The sequence below is a fragment of the Hungatella sp. L36 genome, from assembly GCF_014288035.1.
The window spans coordinates 126,234-146,941 of sequence record NZ_JACOPC010000011.1; the positions used below are offsets into that span (position 1 = coordinate 126,234).

Genomic DNA, 20,708 nt, shown 5'->3' on the forward strand with positions numbered 1-20,708 from the left:
ACAGTAACAGTTCAGCAGTCAGAAACGAAAAGCAGAACTGTTACGCCACACACTCAAACAAAAGTTTTACTCCATACCAAAAAGGACCGACTGTATTTGAATGCCATTCACCCAAACACCGATCAGTCCTTTTTCGCTCATTTAAATCAATCTATTTTCACACTCATTTTGAACCTTGCAGCCGCCCTTACCGCTGTCCTGCACATAAACACCGTTCCAAACTGCACCAGCGTCAGCAGCAGCAGACTGAATATCTGGGCTTTTAAGGTTGCCCCCGACACCGTATTGATAAACGCGAACGCTCCAAGGCCGATACACCGCCCGGTCACCACGAATATCTCGTGAAACGCCAGAAGCTCCGGTGAAAAATCTTCGATCTCCTTCACACTCTGTGAGACATCGAAAAATGTGGTATAGCAGGATATTTCAATCATACCGGCCAGAAATGCATTTACCGCCGCAAACAGAATCACCATAACCGGATTCAAAAACCAGTAGCAGACAATGGTAATTCCAGTCAGTCCGGTAACGGCCAGAAGCATAAACCTGCGCCGGTTATCCGGCCGGAAGGTATGGCTCATGAACCAGAAGGACAGGATCGACACAAGCCCCGTCAGCAGAGAATTACACCCGATCAGAAACTCGCTCTTAATGAGCTGATACAGAATAATGTTCAGAATGAACATAAAGGTTCCTTCCCGGATCCCCTTTAAGGTCTCCCCCAGCAGTCCATAGAGAATCTGACGGTTCTTTCCCATCAGCCGGATAAATGCCCCATACCGCACATTTCTCTTTTCCTTTTTTACCTCCCCCGGCAGTTTAAATACAGCGGCCATGGCAAGAAACGCAATGGCAAAAGCCAGTACAAAGATTGCCACATACCCCTTCACGCCGCCGATCGCAGACAGGATGCTGCCTGCCAGAAACGGTACGGTTAAGTTCACTCCCGCGCTCAGTGTGCTGATGATTCCCATTCCGCTGTCGCGGTTGGTGACATCCGTATAGTCCAGAATCATATGCCCATAGCTGATATAATAAAAGCCATCTGCCATTCCATTAAACAGCCCGAAAAGCATATAGCAGGTTCCCACATAAGGCTGAAACAGGATATAGCAGAGATAAAGGATATTATAACCAATGATTCCGACAGTGGCCGTCACACGGCATCCCGTCTTGTGCATGATCTGCGCCGAGACGGACATCGTCAGCGCACATGCCGCGAAGATCGCCCCATTATAAAACAGGGTGGAGTTTACATCTCCGGTCTGGTTCATCAGAAGGGTATTGATAAAAATAGCAGGAATCCTCGTAAATACCAGGAAAAGCGTATGTACCAGCAAAAACAGATAGTAATTATGGCTGAGCATCGTTCCCCCGAGAATGCACTTTACTTTCCATTTGATACCGCTTTTCCTTTTTACCGTCTGTTCAGTCACATCTTCAACCTCACTTAAACTTTCCGGTTATTGACCACTTACGCAGCTCTATACTAACTTTGTTCACGAGTTTCCGTGACAGCCAAAAACAGGCGTGCGCTTTTTGGAGCCAGGCTGACCGTTAAACAGTTTCCACTGACGGTAAATGAGGTCTCTTTATTTTCCGGATAGATACAGGAGACTTCGGCTGCCGCACCGGATTTTCCTACCAGGGGGATCTCAAATGATTTCTCCCCTTCACCGCCGGTTCTCCAGACTGCCAGATACTGTTTTCCGCCATTTATCAGGCCGTAGCTTATGTATTCGTCAGACATGGAGGCAAGACCGGTCGGCCAGCAGGGAATTCCTTCCCGGATATCTTCCCGGATCTTTTTATAGCAGGCGATTCCTTCCCGCACATACTGCATGCGCTGCTCTCCGATCTGCCCTAAATAACCGCTCTGGTGAATGCGGAACAGCATGGCATTTACCATGTTAAAGATCGTCTCCTCCTCGGTTCCTTCCACCAGCGGATAGGACCAGATCGCCGCCTGCTCCGGCGCGCATGCCGTCGCACAGTTTGCCGCGATCGCCGCCATTTTGATGTAATCCGTCTGGTCGGTTACAGACTGGATGCTCTGGCGTGCCAGCATGGAATACTCCATTCTCATACCGCCGCTGCTGCAGTTTTCAATAATTAGGTCGGGATACGCCTCGAAAATCTCATCCAGCCATCCCAAATACGCCCTGGTATGAGAAAGCAGTCCCTCCCCCGCTGAATCCGCATGGTAATCGGTTCCAACACCGGTATCAATATTGTAATCCATCTTGATATAGCCAACGCCGTATTCCTCTACCAGCCGTTTGATGACTCCGGTGGCATAGTCCCGCACCTCTTTATTTCTGAAGTCCAGCTGATACCTGCAGTGGTCAATTATGGGCCTGCCATTTCTCTGGAAGAACCAGTCCTTGCTGACTCTGGAGGCCATAGGACAGTTGATCCCCATCACCTCCAGCTCCAGCCATAGTCCCGGAACCATACCTTTATCCCGGATATAACGGATCACTTCCTCGATTCCTCCCGGAAAACGCCTGTCGCTGGGCAGCCACTCTCCGACTCCATCCCACCAGTGTCCGTCGGAATACCAGCCGCAGTCCACACAGAAATATTCGCAGCCAGATTCCGCGGCCGAATCGATCAGCGGCTTTAAGACCTCTGTGGTCGGATCACCCATCAGACAGTTCATATAATCGTTAAAGATGACCGGCAGCTTCTCGTTGTCCTCATTTTTCCTGCGGATTCTGCGCCTGTACTTCGTCAGCTCTGCGACTGCCTTCTGAAATTCTCCCTCTGCCGCCGATACCGTACACGGTACTGAGAAAAAGTGCTCATCCGGTTTTAAAAGCTTCAAAAATCCATTTTCCTGGTAAGTCGGTCCCCCGGCCTGGACATAAAGAGTTCCGCGGATATCGCTGACCTCCCAGTGCCACGATCCGCTCGTCTCGATCTGCCACATCAGGGACTGATCCAGCTCTGTATTATAGTAGCAGCCCATGGGCAGATGTTCCACACACGCCCAGCTTCCCGTATTGGAGACAGCGATCCGTTTCATGGAAAAGGAATTTACCGCGTCATATCCCAGCTCATTTAAGGTGTACTTTTTCCACTGGGCCTCGCCAAACCAGGTATTGTGCGGAATATAGAGAATTCCTGTTTTATCTCTCGGCCCCTTGGCCTGTTCCGTGAGCCCGGTTAAGGCAAACGAAGATACATACTCCAGCGCATACTCCTCCTCAGAATGATTTACGACCTCACCCACAAAATTGACTGCAGAAATTCCGTCGTAGAACTGGATATGCGTAATCAGCTCCAGTCCTTTGTATTTTTGAATTACTTCCAGTTTTCTTCCGTAATCATTCCGGTAATCCCGGTGGCCCTCATACGTCATGAGCAGGGATGGGCTGCTGCCTGTATGCTTCAGACCATGGTGGTCATTCTGATTGAAACCGCTGGCCTGAAGCTCCGCCAGAGTGTACACAGAGACGTCGTCATCTCCAATCTCCATTTCCTGAGGATGAGAGGAAAAATGCAGCAGCCTGACCGCTTCTCCCTTTTTCAACCCCAGATTTAAGTAAATTCCATTTTCAGCAATGTTCATATCCAATTTTCTCCTTTACCCTTTAATACCGGTCTGCGCAATGCCTTCAATAAACTGCTTCTGGCACGCAATATATAACAGCAGCATGGGAACCGTAGCGATCACACTGCCTGCCATCAGTGCGCCCTTATTGTTGTTGCAGATTCCCTGCAGGACGGTCAGTCCGGGCGCCAGAGGCATCCGGTTTAAATCATTGTTGGCGATAAGCGGCCACATCAGGTCCTTCCATGCAAACAGGGCGGTAAAAATCGCCAGCGAAGCCAGGCTGGACCGGGTCACCGGCACCATGATCTTAGTAAACACCTGCCACGGATTACACCCGTCAATCACGGCAGCCTCCTCCAGCTCCTTCGGCAGCGCCATATACTGCTGGCGCAGAAGGAACGTGCCAAACGCGCTGACCAGTGCCGGGAATATCAGTGCAAATACCGTATTTAACAGCTTGATCTTCGATAACATCATATACTGAGGTACAATAAAAATCTGTCCCGGTACCATCATCTGCATCAATACCAGTGTGAACAGCAGCCTCTTAAACGGAAATTCCATCCTGGCAAATCCATATCCGGCCATACTGGAAAATATGACCGCGCAGATCACGCGCCCCAAAATCATCAGAATCGTATTCAGATACAGGCGCAGAAACGGAACTGCCTCCAGTGCCTGCTTATAATTTTCCAGATATCCAAAGCTCCCGGGAAGAATCTTCATGGGAATGGACATCTGCTCTCCAACCGTTTTGAAGGAAGATAAAATCATCCACAGGAACGGAAACAGCATCACAATACTGCCCAGAATCAGAAGGAGATGGGTTACCACGTGTTTTTTACTATTGTTTGCTTCCACTTTACTCCCCTCCTATTCGTAATGTACGATTTTCTTCTGCGCCACAAACTGAAGTCCGGTGAAAATCAGAATCAGACACAGTGCTACAATTGAAATTGCCGAGGCATACGGCTTATCCTGTACGACAAACGCCTGCCTGTAGTACTGGTACATGATTGTGCGGACCGAGTCCATGGCCTTTGACGTATTGGCATTATAAAGCATATAAATCAAGTCAAACTGCGTCAGAGAGCCGATAAAGCCCGTTATCGTCAGGAAGAATACGCTGGGAGAAATGAGCGGGACGGTAATCTTAAACAGCTTCACAAAGCCACCCGCCCCGTCGATCTCCGCTGCCTCATAGTAGACTCTCGGCACATTGGTGATGGCCACAATCAGTATGATAATCTGCTGCCCCAGACCGCCCCATATGGCGATGATAATCACCGACATCAGCGCGTATTTCGGATCGTGCAGCCAGGAATGCGTCGCGCCGCCCAGACTCTTGATCACATAATTTAAAAAGCCGAATTCCGAGTTGTAAAGCCAGGCCCATACCATGGTGACGGCCGCAGGCGCAGCCACCATGGGCGTAAAATAAATAACACGGTAAACGCTTCTTCCCCTGATCTCCTTGCTCATGAGCCATGCCAGAAGCAGGCTGATAAAGATACCGCCCGGTACGGAAACAGCAGAAAAAATAAGCGTATTTCTAAGTCCGATCCAGACCTCCCGGTCCTTTAGGACCCGTGTGAAATTATTCAGGCCGCTGAACACATACTCTTCAAAGCCTGTGCTGGCCGAAAAGCTCAGCAGAAGTGTCTTGAAGATCGGATAGATGTTGAGAATCAGCAGTCCTATGATTGTCGGCGCAACAAAGAAGTAGCCCCATAGATAGTTTTTATATTTTCGTTTGTTCATCTTATCTCCCCCCTGGGAAAGAAAGGGCTGCTAAAAGCTCGCAGCAGCCCCCTGGTTCACGGATTCCTGTTATTTCTTCTCCGTTGCCAGAATTTCATTGATCTCTTTCGCAGCCTGGGTAAATGCCTCTTCTACGCTCGCTTCCCCGTTAAATATTTTCGCCACGTAAGTATTCATGACCTCGGACCATTTTGTCTTGCTCTCCGTTCCTACAAACTGTACCCCGTAATCCATGCTCTTCAAAATAGCGCCGGTATCATATAAATCCTCATGTGCCTTTGCCCAGTCGGTCTCTACCCCCGTAAATGCCGGAATGGCCGGTCCGTTAATGGAATCTGACATCCCCTGTTTGGAGCCTGCATAAGCGACAAACTTCTTGGCTGCTTCCATATTCCTGCAGTCGCTGGGAACAGACAGCGCCAGGCCGTTCATCTGTGTGGCCTTGATGCCGGTAGGCCCTGCCGGAAGCTCTGTGATGGCAAACTTATCTTTTACAAGCTCATTTTCCGTGAAATAGCTCAGTTCCCAGTTGCCAAAGGTCTGCATGGCAACCGTTCCCGTTGCAAATAACTCAATATAGTTGACTTCCGCCATCATTTCATTGGAAGGTGAATAGTTGGCGTTCATATTCATATACCACTCCATCGCCTCAATGGATTCCGGCTTGTCCAGCCCGGACTGGTGTGTTGTCTCGTCGATGATACTTCCGCCGTTTTCATACAGGAAGTTTCCCCAGCCTTCCTGATCGTGGTTGTATGCGGCAAATCCATAGACGCCGTTTTCCTTATCGGTCAGCTTTTTGGCGGCTTCCTCCACATCGTTCCAGCTCCAGTCCGCGTTCGGATACTCTACGCCCGCTTTATCAAACAGCGCTTTATTGTATACGAGCACGACACAGTCCTTGTCCTTCGGCACTCCGTAATGGGCATCGCCAAATGTATACAGCTTCGTTACTCCCTCCGGATAATTATCGTAGCTGAAGGTATCATCGTACTGAGTTAAATCATCGAGCTGCGCCAGCTTGCCGCCGTTTACATACTTTGCTACTACGTTGGTATGCATGGTCACGATATCGGCCATATTTCCGCTGGTTGCCGCGGCCTCCAGTTTCGTCCAGTACTCCCCCCATGGGGTGATCTGTAAATCTACTTTGATGTTCGGGTAAAGCTTCTGAAATCCGTCGATGGTATCCTGAATCTGCCCCCGCTGATTCTCATTCCATGTCACATAGGTGAGTGTAACTGCATCTCCCCCGCCGGCCGCTGCTCCCGCCGCTGCCTCTGTCGCTGCCCCCGCCGCTGCCTCGCTGGTCTTGTCTGCAGTTGTACTGCCGCTTCCCCCTGACCCGCATGCGCATAAGGATACCACCATTGCCGCTGCAACAAAAAGTCCTGCCAAATTTTTCTTCATAGTAACTGCCCTCCAATTTTTTTATTTATTACCGCGGTCAACGAGCCAGGCAGACATGCCCACATGTCCATCCGACGGCGGCCGCGAGAGTCAGAATCCCCGCTTCATACGGGTGCTTGACTACTTTGGTTCACTGCTTTACATGTATTAATATACACGGATTTCATAGATGTTTCTACCGTTTAAAATAAGGTCTTTTTTTATTAAGAAGCTATTATTTATTACATTTTTTTGACAGTGGGGATTTTATGCGGTAGGATAGGAAGAGACGGTTATACGGACAATCGAGATGAAAAGGAGAAACTGCTATGGCATACGAAAACGCTTATCAAATTACGAATCCGGACTGCGTCCTTCTGCCCGAAGAGATCTGCTATATGAACTGGCAGAAATACTATATGGACTACCATCAGCATCCGGCCGGATCCATCGAGTTTAATTACATTGTAGAGGGAACCTGCTATTACGATATTGCAGGTGAAATTTATAATCTGAAGAAACGAAACCTGATGATCGTCAACGGAAATACGCCGCACAAGCTGATTTCCCCTGATTCCTGCATCAATATGAGTATTAATTACTATCAGTCTGAGCTTATGCCTTCCATCGGCACGCTCTCCGCCCTTGTCAAAGCCTATCCCTGCCTCGGCACATTTTTTCAGCACTTGAATACCGGCCTGGTGATTCAGAATGCGCGAAATATCTTTCACCTGCTTGAGGAGATCTGCAATGAGACCAATAACAAAAAAGACCCTTACTACTTAAATATTCTGGTCAATAAGGCCTTGATCGAAGTCGTCCGCCTTCTTTCCGCCGAAAAAAGCCCCACAGATACTTATGTGGAGCAGATCAAAAACTATATCAATTATCACTTTTTTTCCATTGAGAATATCGATGAGATCGCAGCGTATGTAGCGCTTAACAAGGTCTATCTTCAAAAAATCTTTCGCGAAAAGACGGGGCTTACGATCTGGAATTATCTGACTAAGTACCGCATGGAAAAGGCCGTGTACTTTCTTCTCCACTCCGATACTCCGATCAGCGATATCGATGAGCTTGTGGGGATAAACTCCAGGCAGAACTTTTATCTGTTGTTTAAGAAGCAGTATGGAATGTCGCCTTCGGAGTATCGAAAAAGATTTAAATAAAATACGGCAGCAGTTTTTCCCGCCGCCCTGAACTGTTGCAAGATACAAATAATTTTCTCTCTTGACATTGTCTTCTCAATATGCAACAATAGTTACACAACACTTGTGATACATCAATTCTAAAACAGAAAGGCAGACGCTTATGCCGCCAAAAGCAAAGATCACAAAAGAAATGATATTAAACACGGTCCTCGAGATCACGAAAGAAACAGGCTTCGAAACAGTAAACGCAAGGAGCATCGCCGGCAGACTGCAGTGTTCTACCCGTCCGATCTTCACCTGCTACGAGAATATGGAGGAATTAAAAAAGGAATTTCTTGATTTTGCATACGAATACTATAACCGGTATGTGATCGATTTCAGTCATACTGAAGATGTAAATCCCTGCTTAGTACTGCCTCTTTCGTACCTTGCATTTGCAGAGGAAGAATCGAACTTATTTAAACTGTTATTTATCAGCGATATGGATTTGAATATGACTGAGGCAAAGGATTTTTATCACGAAGCCGATAATGAAAAAAGGGCTGCACTCTTTTCCGAAACCATCGGCGTAGAGTTAGAACGTGCAAAAGTAATCTTTTTGGATCTGTTTCTTTATACTCACGGCATAGCGGTTCTGACAGCGGCCAAAAAGATCTCATTTGACAGGAACCATGCGGAAAAGATGTTGATGAACCTGTTAACCGCCCTGATTCATCAGGAAAAACCAGACGCACCCCAGCGGTAGAAGGAGTCCCCTATGACAGAAAACCAATACTTAATCGATTTTTACAATCAATATGACGAAGACAGCCGGCTGGCCTTAAAGCATGGATCGGTTGAATTTCTCACTACGATGCGCTACATTGAAAAATATAGAAAGCCAGGGGACCGGGTGCTTGAAATCGGAGCCGGAACCGGCCGGTATTCTCACGCTCTGGCCCGTCAGGGCTGTGCCGTGGACGCGGTGGAGCTGGTCGGCCATAACATAGATGTTTTCCGTAAAAATACCCAGGCAGGAGAAAACATAACGATCACCCAGGGCAACGCCATGGACCTGTCCGCATTTCCGGACAACGGATATGATATCACGCTGCTGTTGGGGCCGCTGTATCACCTTTACACCAAAGAGGATAAGCTGCAGGCTCTGCGCGAGGCGATTCGCGTTACAAAACCGGGCGGCGTGATCTTTGCTGCGTATGTAATATCCGACGGCTGCCTCCTTGATGAGGGCTTCCACCGCGGCAGCATTAATGTCGCCGAATATATAGAAAAGGGCCTGCTTGATTCCCGGACATTCGCTGCTAAGTCAGAGCCAAAGGATTTATTTGAGCTTGTCAGAAAAGAGGACATCGATGATCTGATCTCTGCCCTTCCTGTAACCCGTCTGCATTACGTCGCAGCGGATGGCTGTGCCTTATTTATGCGCGAGGCCGTAGATGCCATGGACCGTGACGCGTTTGAACTGTATTTAAAATACCATTTTGCGGTCTGTGAACGCGAGGATTTAGCGGGCATTACGAGTCATGCCATTGACATAGTAAAAAAGTCAGACACTCCTTGCACAAAATCTCAATCTATATTATCCTAATATAACAGCCATCATGGCCATGGCAGGCTTCCGTTCCGGATACGCCTGCCAATTACCGGCAAAGGAGGCCGCCATGAAATTATTAATCGCAGAAGACGATCCTGAAATGCAGAAAATCCTAAAGCTTTATCTCCAGCGTGAAGGCTATCTGGTAAACGTGGTTTCCGACGGCCGTGCCGCCGTTGATTTCCTGACGGAGCACCCGGTTGATCTGGTACTGCTGGACTGGATGATGCCGGTTCAGGATGGAATTCAGACCTTAAAAGAGATCCGTCTTTTAAACATCCCCGTAAAGGTTCTCATGCTGACTGCAAAGGGAGAAAGTGAAAGCGAGATAGCCGGACTTTCCTGCGGCGCCGATGATTACCTGCGAAAACCGTTTGACATACAGGTTCTTTTACTTCGCATAAAAAAACTGTGCAACGCGGCTGATGTCCTGCAGTTCCATGATATCCGCCTGAATCCGGTCACAATGGAAGTGACAAAAGACCATCAGAAGATGGTCCTCACCAAAACAGAGTTTGAACTTTTAAAATATTTTCTCTCCAATCCAAACATCGTATTATCACGGGAACAGCTTTTGAACCACGTGTGGGGGATGGATTTTGAGGGAGACCCCCGCACCGTCGATACGAATATCCGCCGTCTTCGAAAAAAGATCGGCGAGGACCTCATCCGGACGCGTATCGGCATGGGCTACGTGATGGGAGGCGGCCATGACTAAAGGAAATCGACGTTTCCACCGGCTGTCCACCAAGTTCATCTGCGGTACGGCAGCGATTCTGGCCCTGATCCTGGCCGCCACACTTTTCGTCAACTCGAAGGTGGCGGCGCGGTACTATCTGCGTCAGCAGACAGCGTATGTCAGCCAGGCCGGCAGCCGCATCAGGGAATATTTAGACGCTGGAATGTCACCGGACGAAGCCGTCGCCAGCCTGGAAAGCTCTGATAATGTGCTGATTACGTACGCCGCCAATACTTCCGATTACGATGCGTTAAGCAGCAGTCTGCGGGACAAATTCCGCGAGAAGGGTCTCGGTTTTCAAAAATTCTGGCTATGGGATCAGGATTATCTGTCCGCCGTCCAGAAGGGTTCCCAGTTCCGCCTTTACCAGCAGGACAAGTTAAACTACGGTATTTTAGTCGAGTATATCCCGGTAGGCTCCAATTTGTATGCGGTCGCCGCCATTATTCCCAATACGGCGGACTTCATCGGGATTATCAACCGTTTCAGCATCCTGCTTCATGTCATTTCCCTGGTTATCGCCGTGGTACTGCTGTATTTACTGGTAAAACATATCACCAATCCGCTGCGCCGCATGGAGCGTTTCTCGCAGGAGATCGCCCGTCAGGAGTACGGTTCCCTGCATATCAGCACCCGCGATGAGCTGGAGCACGTTGCGGACAGCATGTACCAGATGAGCATTTCCATACAGCAGTATCAGAAAATGCTTCAGGCCAAAAATCAGCAGATGGAACAGCTTTTAAATGACGTGGCCCACGACTTAAAGACTCCCATCTCCCTGATCGGCATGTATTCCTCCGGAATCCAGGATGGGCTGGACGACGGCACCTTTTTAGAAACCATCATCCAGCAGAACAACCGGATGTCGCAGATGACAGAACGGCTTCTGAACCTGTCTGGAATCGAGCGGAAAGAACATCCGCTGACCACCATCAGGCTGGATCTGCTGCTTTCTGAATGCATCGGGGAGCAGAAGCTCTTTCTTTCCAAGCAGGGGCTTAGCCTAAACACAGCCGTCACACCGAATCTGGAAATCACGGGAAATGCAGAGCTGGTCACGGAACTGTTTTCCAACCTGCTCTCCAACGCGGTAAAATACGCCGCCTCCGGCACCGTACATGCAGAACTCGGCAAAAACGATGGGCAGTGCTGTTTTCGGATCACAAACGAACTTGGAAATGACGATCTGGACACGGAACGGATCTGGGAACCGTTCTATGTCGGAGAGCCCTCCCGCAACAAGGCACTGTCCGGTACCGGACTCGGTCTGCCGATCGTCAAAAAAATCGCTGATACGTTCGGATATCAGGTCCGCTGTATACGGGAAGGCCATGTTATTACATTTGAAGTCATTTTCTAGAATCTGCCGTTCCTGCTCTGCCGTATCGTTCCTCTGTATATTGCAGAGCCAGACAGAACAGAGCGATCAGCGCCGCCGAAAGGATCACACCGGCCACAATATCAGTAAACCAGTGTACGCCAGAGAGCATTCTCCCGACTACCGTTAATACAAGGATCAGAACAGCCGCAGTATCCGCTGCCATCAGCCACCCTCGCCGCTTTCGCAGATAATCGTGAAATTCGATCATCGCCGTAGCCATAATGCAGATGGAGGCCATCGTATGGGAAGATGGGAAAGACGCCTCCAGTACTGACCCCTGTGTGAGAATAACGGGTCTGTAATTGATGACAACGACCTCGAAGAACACATAACAGGCCGCAAGGATACCGTAAAATGCACCCAGCACCAGAATCGGGACATCGACCTTCCGGATGCTTCTGCGTGTTACAAGCTGGAACAGCCCCGCCATGGCAAACCCGAACGCAGTCGCCATGGCGGCGGCGCCCATCCATTCGCTTACGTTATACCACAGCGGATTCACACCGAACAGTTCAAATACGAATTTGTTGACTGACGCGAAACCGACGGACGACTGTTCCGGTCCGATCGGTCTTACATCAATTGTTTTAACCATAACCGTAAAAATTATAAAGAGTAAAAACAGACTTGCTGCCATGATGAGAGATTGTTTTGATTTCTTAAGCATTATCATGTATCCTTTCTTTTCATTACGAGATTGCTGCCTGCAGGCTGTATTGAGATTATCTGCTTTCCACTGAGAAAAGACAAGAAACTTACTCTCACAATGGTAAAAAGGCCCCGACACGTATCGTGTCAGAGGCCTTTTTATCACGTTTTTACGAAGTTTTCACCTGATGCTGTTTACGATTCATTATGTAATACAGCAACGTAATCTTCCATACAAAAAACAGAAACATCAGAACTGTCACATATGGTTCCCTCGCCGCGGCAAAAAAACAGATTGCCGCCGCGCTCAATACGACCGAACCGTTGGTGACCCTGCTCAGCCACGCCTCTTTATCATAATGAGTCAAAATCAGCCTCATGATTCCTAAAACTATCAAAAAACAAAAAATACCCCAGTATATCCAGAGATTTATTTTTGTTGTATCCGTAAAGGACAATAGATTCACATGGTAGATATGTCCGCCCTCCGGCTTTCCGTACAGCGGTAAAAAAATGAAGGCGGCCGCCATTACATCGATAATTCCGCCCATCAGTCCGTATACCTTTTTTATATTGGAACGATTTTCACATTCCGCCAGACTGATCAGTTCGTCACCGGATAACAGATCATCTATGGAAACGGAAAATAGTTTTGAAATGCTCTTCAGCGATTCTATGTTGGGATATCCTTTGCCGCTCTCCCATTTCGATACAGCCGTCCTCGATACGAACAGCTGCTCTGCAAGCTGTTCCTGGGTGAGATTATTCTTTTTTCTGAGCTGCTGCAGCTTTTCGTTAAACTCCATTGTGGTCTCCTGATATGGTAATTGGTCTGTTAGTCTGGTATCGTAATCTTTCTGTATCTGTTGGAATTTGCCTTTACGGCCTGCTGATTTATTATAAGCGGACTCTGGAAGAAAAGCAACCGGCCATCCTGCTTTCCTTTTTCCATATCATTCCAGTCATGTAAATTGTCAATCCATGTCTATTTTGTCACATGAATGTAACAATCGAGCCTTATAATCCCTTTTGTATGAATCAAATGCCCGATATACAGCATTCATCGGCCGGATACGCATTCCTGTCCGCTCGATTCCCTGCGCGCAAAATGAAAAATCAGAAAAGGAGTATATAATGAAAAATTTACTATCTAAAAAGCTGGGCCTGCTTCTGCCATTGACCCTGGCTTTAACCGGCTGTGTGTCCAACAGCCAGAATCCGGAACCGTCATCTGCAGCCGTCCCGGAGGAAATGGAGGTCTCTGAATCTCATGATACCGGACTTCCCTTTGATTTTGAGGTAGAGCCGGAAGAATTCACCCTGTCCTTCGAGGTGGAACAGACGCTTATAACGGCAGCTGCTAAGGGGGAACGGAGAACCGTACTGGACTATGGAAAAGTCGGCGATACCGTCAGCTGGCGCTATCCCGATGAGCAGATATCAGTATCCCTGTCTCCCGAAAAGGACTATTTAAGTGTGGAGATTACCTCGGAAAATGAGAACGACAATTCCTTTACATGGCCCGTTATCTCCGCAGATACCTACTATTTTCCCTTTGGCGAAGGCAAGCGGGTACCTGCGGACGATCCGGCCTGGTTCGATTATTTAAATGGCCAGGAATTCCAGGTGATGGAGCAGCTTTCCATGCCGTTCTGGATCTCATCTGCCGGAAGCTACAACCTCCTGTTCGTTATGGAAGATCCTTACCGGACAGAGATGAATTTTACTTCAGATTCCCCCATCGCGTTCTCTGTCTCCCATCAGTATCCGGCGATCGACGATAACCGGACAAATAAATTTCGAATTTACATCACCGACAAAGATCCTGTCAGCGCGGCCAAGCTGTATCGCAATTACGTAATCGAGCAGGGACAGTTTACCACCCTGGAACAGAAAGCGGAGGCAAATCCCAATATCCGTAAGCTGTACGGAGCTCCTTTCATCTATCTTTGGGGTGATTTCGCCGTATCAGCGGATGATATCAACTGGCAGGCATTTCGAACGTCTCTTTCCTCGCCGGTTATGGAATATTTTCTGTCATTTGCCGGACGCCTGGAAAATGGTCAGGAATTTACATCTGTCCTGAAAGAAATACAGGGCCAGGACTACGTGGCAGAGTATCAGAAAAATGTAATCTGCAGCTACATCAGCCAGCTTTTGAAACGGGATGATTTCTGGGAACCATCTGTCTTTACGCAGCGCTCTTCAGAGTTAGAGGTTCTCCTGGCAAAAGGATATGGTAACTTAAGTGAAACGGACCGGATTCAGGTTCACAAATATGCTGTCGCATCAAATTTACCGGAAGTATTTGCCGATGCCGGACAGTGGATGGATTCCCAGACGTTTACTCTGCTTCAGGAAATGAAGGAAGGCGGAATCGAACACGCATGGATCGGCCTTAACAGCTGGGAACAGGCGTATGGAAAACCGGAGCTGGTCGAAACTGCGGTCAGCCAGGATTATCTCATCGCCAGCTACGACTCCTACCATTCGATTCACGAGCCCGGCAGAGAGCAGTGGATTACCGCTCAGTTTGACGATCCAGCCCTGTATGAAAACGCAGTCATAACGGATCAGAACGGCAAACCGGAAAGCGGCTTTCAGAACGTTGGCCGCAAATTAAATCCCGCCCTGTCGCTTCCTGCCGTCAAAAATCGTATGGAAGGCATTATGTCCAGCCAGCTCCCGTTTAACTCCTGGTTTATCGACTGTGACGCAACCGGAGAGATCTATGACGATTACACACCTTCTCACATCACCACACAGGAGGAAGATCTTTCCGCCAGACTGGAACGTATGTCTTACATCAGAGACCAGTACCATCTCGTCATCGGCTCGGAGGGCGGCAATGATTTCGCAGCCTCTGATATCGCATACGCCCATGGAATAGAACTGAAGACATTTGCCTGGATGGATGAGGACATGAAAAAGAATCAGGACAGTGACTATTATATCGGAAAGTACTACAATCCTAACGGTGGCGTCGCGGAACATTTCTCCAAACGGATTCCGGTAAAAGAACAGTACCATACCACCTTTGTGGACCCGAAATACGATATTCCGCTGTTCAAGCTCGTCTACAATGATTCTGTCATCACAAGCTACCACTGGGACTGGTCGACCTTCAAAATCAAGGGCGCGACTGCAGACCGTATGATACGGGAAATCCTCTACAACGTCCCTCCCCTCTATCACCTCGACGCGGTGGAATGGTCAAAGTACAAAGAAGACATTCTCCGCCACCAAACCGTCTGGTCGGACTTCAGCCAAACGGCTGTCACCCGGGAAATGACCGGTTTTGAATATAAGAGCGAGGACGGCAGCGTGCAGAAAACCGTATTCGGAGGCGGCGGGGATGCGGCCGCGGTTGCGGTTGCTAATTTCGGTGATTCCTCTTATCAGTATGAGAATATTGAAATCCCGGCTCACTCTGTGCTTATAGAGATGAATGGGAGCCGGGAGGTCTACACGCCTTCTCTGGATCCGGAGCACGTATGAGAATACAAATGATATATTGATGATCGCAAACCACATTTTCAATGTCTTTCGTTAGTACCATAAAAATCGGTTTCCTGCAAAACTACTGCAGGGAACCGATTTTTATCTAGATAACTCTGCCTGTAAAAGATTTTGGGATCGACTATAAATGAGAGGTTTTATTTCCGCAGTTGGGAAGATGCAATAATTAAAGACCGCCCCCATACCAGCCCATACTGGAAATAATTTTTGTAATTAAATTTAAATCAAAATACAACCTTTACAGTATTGACTTTTTTTACGATTATGATAATATATTTATATAAGTATACTTTTAATAAATATATTATATAAAAAGAAGGATTCCATGGAACGAACACGCAAAGCAGAATTAACATTACAATACTTAGGTGGAATGAAAAAACTATCTGCCAAAGAACTAGAGTATATGGAAGTAATATGGCAGCATCCGGAAGGGATCAGCAGTAACGAAATTTACTCCTATTTTACTCAGTCTCAAAGTACGAAAAGTACTATCCTATTTAACATTTCTGAAAAAGGCTATGTAGTGCAAAGGCAAGAAGGACGGCATCACATTTATACTGCAAAAGTAAGCAAAATCGAGTATAACCAGGCACTTATTAAACAAAAAATTAATATAGTAGGTATTGACTCCCTGGAAAATCTCATAGCTGCTTTTTGTGGTAAAAACAAAGCTACTGAGGAGCAAAAGAAAAAGATTGAGGATTTTTTAGAGGATCTGAAGAATGATGGCGAGTGATATTCTACTGCTTATCATTAGTTTATCTTTGGCCGGAAGTATTCTGTATGTCATGGTTTTAATTATGCATCTATTTTTTAAAAATTACATAAAGTCGCGATGGTTCTATTCAATGATGAAGATCGCCATGATATTTTTTCTTTTTCCCTCTATCTTAATAGCTTTACTGGCATGGGAGCGTTTTTTATCAACGACATCTAATTTTATAAATGGTGCTGACTTAAGCAAAGCCTTTTTTCCCAGTAACACAGATACTTTCGGGCGGCATCTGCAAAATTCTGCAATCTTTATTATTCTTTTATGTATATGGTTAGCTGGCTTTATTATTTGCTATGCGGCTGCTTTATTTCAAGAATTATTGCTTATGCATCATCTGAGGTCTGTAAGTAATGAATGTATTAGTCTCGATGTATATAATCTATGTAAAAGTATTTCTGATAGATACAAAATTAATAATCACGTATCTATCTATCAATCCGATGTTATTACCTCACCATTTATAGTAGGAATTTTTGGACCTACTATTTTTCTCCCCGACAAAACATTTGACTTGGAAGTCCTTGATCTTATACTCGCTCATGAATTATGGCATTATAAAAGCCGCGATGTATTATACAAAAGCGTTATGGCTTTTATTAGTGGTCTTCATTGGTTTAATCCAATTATTTATTTCTTTTCAATCAGTTTTAGTAATTATGCAGAGATTGCGTGTGATGAAATAGTCTTGGATGGCTGTCGGAAAGAGAAAAGATTGAGATATGCCGAAATAATTGTAAATATGATAAATACCAATAAAGAAACCTCTGTTTCCGTCGGTATGACCGATAAACAGATAAATTTTACTAAAAGGAGGCTTTATTATATCATGCATGAAAATACACATAGTAAAAAAAGTGCAATCCTGCTTATGATCACCCTGTTTGTATTTGCTTGTCCATTTTCAGTTTTTGCTGCTGTATCAACTACAGCATATGCACAGGATATATTTATCAATGAACTTTTGATAAACCAAAGCGAACAAGAAGCACAGATTCCCATCAATAGTTTTATGGAACATACTGAGACGGTTACTCCTGCTGCGGTAAACACCATAAGCGGTATAACCCCCCGAGGAACAAATCCAATCGATCTAACGCTTCCAGAGACTGGAAGAGTTACCTTTAATACACTCACCTTGTCTAAAGGCACAACTGTCAAATTTGTCATAGGGGCAGATAACACATCAGATTCCTTCCGTTGTGGCATCGCACAAGGTTTAAAATCAACCTATGTTAGTTCCTCGAATGGTACTGTAAATCATACATTTACAATTAAGGAAACAGGAGACTATACACTATATCTTGAAGGAAAATCCTCTTCTGAAGTCCATGTTTCAGGGATGATTACAATTAAGGAATAATGTAATAATAAAAAAGATCATTCCAGCTAATGATTGTTTGATTACCGCAACAGGTTCATATACTTCATGTTCATTCATACCAGCATTCAACGATGCTCAACTGGCTCGGCAACATTGTTCACTGAGTATTGACCTTCAACAAGGAAAAATACAACTTTTATATTTCTTCCTCTCAATTGTATATAGTTTTTGATGAAACAAGAACACGAGGAAATTTTGAATACCAATTAACGGTCTACAATAATAGACAAATTATCACTATTATTACAGAAACTCTTTCCACAAATCAGGCTCGTATTGAAGATCAGTATTCTGTAACCAAGACTTTTAAAGTAGGAATTGGTCAATGGTTTCAAAATATAACTGTAACCTATGGTATCAACCTACTGGGATATGATGCTATTGAAAGTTATGAGATTGGCACCGGCGATTTTTACATTAATACCGCTTGTAAGCATTTTAAAGCCAAAGAAGATGATTCAGGCAATGCTTATATAGCTTATGAAAATAATTCTATAAATTTAGATGGCAGCGGTATTTTATATGATATTGGGGTAGCCGTTGGTCACGATCGCGCAAAAGGAATATATCAGCCCGCCAAGGGATGGGACTCCTTTTTGTGGTATTTAATTAATGCTTTCGTTTAAACCACTAATAGCGGGGGAACTGTCTTAAGACAGTTTCCCCGCGCAAAGAACGGATTATATTATGAATAAAAAATTAATCATTGTAATATTACTGATATCCGTCGTTTTTTGTGGCTGCAATTATAAGAGGGATAAAAGTGAAATAGAAAAAATAGTATCAGATTTTTATATAACAGACTATTCTTATGAAGAAACCACAGAAAAGTATGCAGATGATGGTTCACTTATTCTGCGCCTGGTATACGAGGGTGAAGTATTCCAAAAACCATATAAAGAGCACAAAAAAGTCATTTCTTGCGATAACTTTAATCGTACAGCAAATAAACAGCTTAATGAAATTTATTTTCAAGGATCTGATAAAGCAGTAACTACGTATATTTCAACGGATGACGGCTGGACAAAACAGCTTACAACACGCAATTATCCTTATGGTTACGCAGAGTCTATTTCTTTTTCAAAAATTCCGGACGAAACTTTTTCTACGGATCATGTAGATGTTTATATAGGAGAATACACCGTTTTGCTTTCTTCCAAAAATAGTTCCTTTCAAAAATTATCAGCCACAGTAACACAAAAATATTATGTGGACAAAGATAACAAAGTTCTTACTAAAATTGAAACAGATCTAACAGATCTTAATCGAATGCGCGATACTATTAATTATATATCTGTTAACGGGTATTCCTTAGAAGAGGCGCAGAAAAAAGTGGCTTTAGATAATGAAATAAAAGAAATTAATATATTGAATATTACAAAATATGGTGATCCTGATGACTTTCAAATTCCAGATATTCAAGAATATTAGATTCACAATCTATATTTGTCGACTTTTTATGCTGATACATAATAAAATATATAACATATAATCAATATGATTATATTACACATAATTATATATTATTAATAGTTCAGGCAAATGAAAGTCAGAACACATACAGTAGACGGAATGGTTCGTGGTCATCGCACCAGGAACCATTTTGTCTGCCGTATATGTAAATCTCTTTCCAAGTTAATTTGTTATTTCAATCCACATTCTGAGTCCAGAATACAAAACTCAGAATGACATAGTAGCTATGCTACCATTTTATCCGGTTGCCCGGATTGTTTTGACCTCATGTCAGTGGGGGATATCTGCCCGCCACTGACGCTAAGTTTGTTTTTACGATTCATCTCCCACCTGTAGAGGCTGGGAGAATTCTCGTTGATTTTGTTAAATAAGCAGATAAGCTCTTTTATCTGATCTTTCCCGCAAGCATCAAAGCCAGATCAAGCGCACTCGTCTCCGGAACAGCGACATCGATTTCCGGCATGACCTGTCTCACCCTTTTTACCACTTCATCTCTGATTATCTCGTTTTTAACCAGAACACTGCCCCACAGCCACAGATGAGGTTTTTCCTTCCCGCTCGCAAGGGACACCTGGCTCTGTCTGGTCCAGCCGGCCTTACGGGCAGTATCTTCAATGAGTTTCCATATTTTCTCCGCACAGTCCTTAAGGATTCCTTCCGCCTGTGGATCTCCCTGTTTGGCAGCCTCACAGGCAATCATGGAAAAGCGGGCGATTTCCGACTTATCAAACAAATGCTCATTTACGAACAAATCAATCTTTTCCAGCGTATCCAGGCCGCTCTTTTCCATAAACATCCGGGTAAGATACGGGCATTTGGTCCTCTCGTCCAGATCCTCTGCTGCAAGTCTCATAGTCTGCATACCCAGATAAAATGCGCTGCCCTCATCGCTTAAGATATGATTCCAGCCCCCGGTCCTGTATATAGTGCCCTTCGCATCGATTCCATAGCAGATGGAACCGGTACCGGATACCACTACCATCGACGGCCCCTCCTTTAAATACAGAAAGACCTCACAGTCATTGACTGCCCGGATACAGTCGGACTTAAATCCCATTTCCTCGAAGATATCCCGGCACATCTTCTCATATCCCGGTGAATCAATTCCGCTTGCCGCCACACAAATCCCCATACAGTCCGATGGATTCAGTTCCAGCTCCTTCAGTGCCGGAAGCACCAGTTCCCGGCAGCGGCTCCGGCTCTTATCGTATCCATCCGTATTGATACTGCAGCCTGGCCCGGTGAATTCCCCGAGGATATTCCCGTCTCCGTCTTTCAGTTTTAATCTTCCATTCGTCCCGCCTATGTCCATTCCAGCATAATAGTTCATAATAA

General features: G+C 45.7%; 18 protein-coding genes. 10 read left to right on the plus strand and 8 right to left on the minus strand.

Annotated features, from left to right (window positions below; all coding sequences use genetic code 11):
• Positions 1-146 precede the first annotated feature (146 nt).
• From H8S80_RS22950 to H8S80_RS22970, 5 genes are all read right to left on the minus strand, one after another.
• Entirely contained in the window at positions 147-1,436 is a 1,290-nt protein-coding gene (locus H8S80_RS22950; RefSeq protein WP_002602757.1) for an MFS transporter, read from the minus strand.
• A 53-nt stretch (positions 1,437-1,489) separates the two neighbouring features.
• Positions 1,490-3,574 (minus strand): glycoside hydrolase family 36 protein, encoded by a 2,085-nt coding sequence (locus tag H8S80_RS22955; RefSeq protein ID WP_117632300.1) that lies wholly within the window; start codon positions 3,572-3,574, stop codon positions 1,490-1,492.
• A gap of 15 nt (positions 3,575-3,589) precedes the next feature.
• Positions 3,590-4,420, minus strand: coding sequence for a carbohydrate ABC transporter permease (locus tag H8S80_RS22960; protein ID WP_002602755.1), 831 nt, complete (start codon positions 4,418-4,420; stop codon positions 3,590-3,592).
• 12 nt (positions 4,421-4,432) lie between these two features.
• Positions 4,433-5,320, minus strand: coding sequence for a carbohydrate ABC transporter permease (locus H8S80_RS22965; RefSeq protein WP_002602754.1), 888 nt, complete (start codon positions 5,318-5,320; stop codon positions 4,433-4,435).
• Between the two features lie 69 nt (positions 5,321-5,389).
• The gene (locus H8S80_RS22970) at positions 5,390-6,730 is read right to left on the minus strand and encodes an ABC transporter substrate-binding protein (RefSeq protein ID WP_117632299.1); all 1,341 of its coding nucleotides are present in this window, start codon (positions 6,728-6,730) and stop codon (positions 5,390-5,392) included.
• A gap of 308 nt (positions 6,731-7,038) precedes the next feature.
• Between H8S80_RS22970 and H8S80_RS22975 the strand changes: the two genes are divergently transcribed.
• The 5 genes from H8S80_RS22975 to H8S80_RS22995 all read left to right on the plus strand — a co-directional run bounded on the left by H8S80_RS22975 (position 7,039) and on the right by H8S80_RS22995 (position 11,553).
• Complete coding sequence (locus H8S80_RS22975; protein WP_117632298.1) at positions 7,039-7,878, plus strand: AraC family transcriptional regulator; 840 nt, start codon at positions 7,039-7,041, stop codon at positions 7,876-7,878.
• 142 nt (positions 7,879-8,020) lie between these two features.
• Positions 8,021-8,605, plus strand: coding sequence for a TetR/AcrR family transcriptional regulator (locus tag H8S80_RS22980; protein WP_117632297.1), 585 nt, complete (start codon positions 8,021-8,023; stop codon positions 8,603-8,605).
• Positions 8,606-8,617: 12 nt separating this feature from the next.
• On the plus strand, positions 8,618-9,448 hold the full coding sequence (locus H8S80_RS22985) for a class I SAM-dependent methyltransferase (RefSeq protein WP_117632296.1): 831 nt from the start codon (positions 8,618-8,620) through the stop codon (positions 9,446-9,448).
• Between the two features lie 73 nt (positions 9,449-9,521).
• Positions 9,522-10,172, plus strand: coding sequence for a response regulator transcription factor (locus tag H8S80_RS22990; protein ID WP_055659265.1), 651 nt, complete (start codon positions 9,522-9,524; stop codon positions 10,170-10,172).
• On the plus strand, positions 10,165-11,553 hold the full coding sequence (locus H8S80_RS22995; RefSeq protein ID WP_117632295.1) for a sensor histidine kinase: 1,389 nt from the start codon (positions 10,165-10,167) through the stop codon (positions 11,551-11,553). The genes H8S80_RS22990 and H8S80_RS22995 overlap by 8 nt, the downstream gene beginning before the upstream one ends.
• On the opposite strand, the gene H8S80_RS23000 is transcribed toward H8S80_RS22995, so the two are convergent.
• Both H8S80_RS23000 and H8S80_RS23005 read right to left on the minus strand, forming a co-directional pair.
• Positions 11,543-12,241: a phosphatase PAP2 family protein gene (locus tag H8S80_RS23000; protein ID WP_002602746.1), complete on the minus strand. Its 699-nt coding sequence runs from the start codon at positions 12,239-12,241 to the stop codon at positions 11,543-11,545. The two genes, H8S80_RS22995 and H8S80_RS23000, sit on opposite strands and share 11 nt — an antisense overlap.
• A gap of 151 nt (positions 12,242-12,392) precedes the next feature.
• The gene (locus tag H8S80_RS23005; protein ID WP_117632294.1) at positions 12,393-13,028 is read right to left on the minus strand and encodes a helix-turn-helix domain-containing protein; all 636 of its coding nucleotides are present in this window, start codon (positions 13,026-13,028) and stop codon (positions 12,393-12,395) included.
• Positions 13,029-13,356: 328 nt separating this feature from the next.
• Here H8S80_RS23005 and H8S80_RS23010 point away from each other — a divergent pair, with 328 nt between their 5' ends.
• The 5 genes from H8S80_RS23010 (at position 13,357) to H8S80_RS23030 (ending at position 19,331) form a co-directional block, all read left to right on the plus strand.
• Complete coding sequence (locus H8S80_RS23010) at positions 13,357-15,720, plus strand: glycoside hydrolase (protein WP_117632293.1); 2,364 nt, start codon at positions 13,357-13,359, stop codon at positions 15,718-15,720.
• Positions 15,721-16,066: 346 nt separating this feature from the next.
• Positions 16,067-16,480, plus strand: coding sequence for a BlaI/MecI/CopY family transcriptional regulator (locus H8S80_RS23015; RefSeq protein WP_117623210.1), 414 nt, complete (start codon positions 16,067-16,069; stop codon positions 16,478-16,480).
• Positions 16,467-17,879, plus strand: a complete 1,413-nt coding sequence (locus tag H8S80_RS23020; protein WP_117632292.1) for a M56 family metallopeptidase — start codon at positions 16,467-16,469, stop codon at positions 17,877-17,879. The genes H8S80_RS23015 and H8S80_RS23020 overlap by 14 nt, the downstream gene beginning before the upstream one ends.
• A 128-nt stretch (positions 17,880-18,007) precedes the next feature.
• Positions 18,008-18,526, plus strand: coding sequence for a hypothetical protein (locus H8S80_RS23025; protein ID WP_147338548.1), 519 nt, complete (start codon positions 18,008-18,010; stop codon positions 18,524-18,526).
• Between the two features lie 61 nt (positions 18,527-18,587).
• Positions 18,588-19,331 carry a hypothetical protein gene (locus H8S80_RS23030; RefSeq protein WP_117632290.1) on the plus strand — a complete coding sequence of 248 codons (744 nt, stop codon included), beginning with the start codon at positions 18,588-18,590 and terminating at the stop codon, positions 19,329-19,331.
• Positions 19,332-19,758: 427 nt separating this feature from the next.
• On the opposite strand, the gene H8S80_RS23035 is transcribed toward H8S80_RS23030, so the two are convergent.
• Positions 19,759-20,703 (minus strand): N-acetylglucosamine kinase, encoded by a 945-nt coding sequence (locus H8S80_RS23035; RefSeq protein WP_117632371.1) that lies wholly within the window; start codon positions 20,701-20,703, stop codon positions 19,759-19,761.
• Between the last annotated feature and the right edge of the window lie 5 nt (positions 20,704-20,708).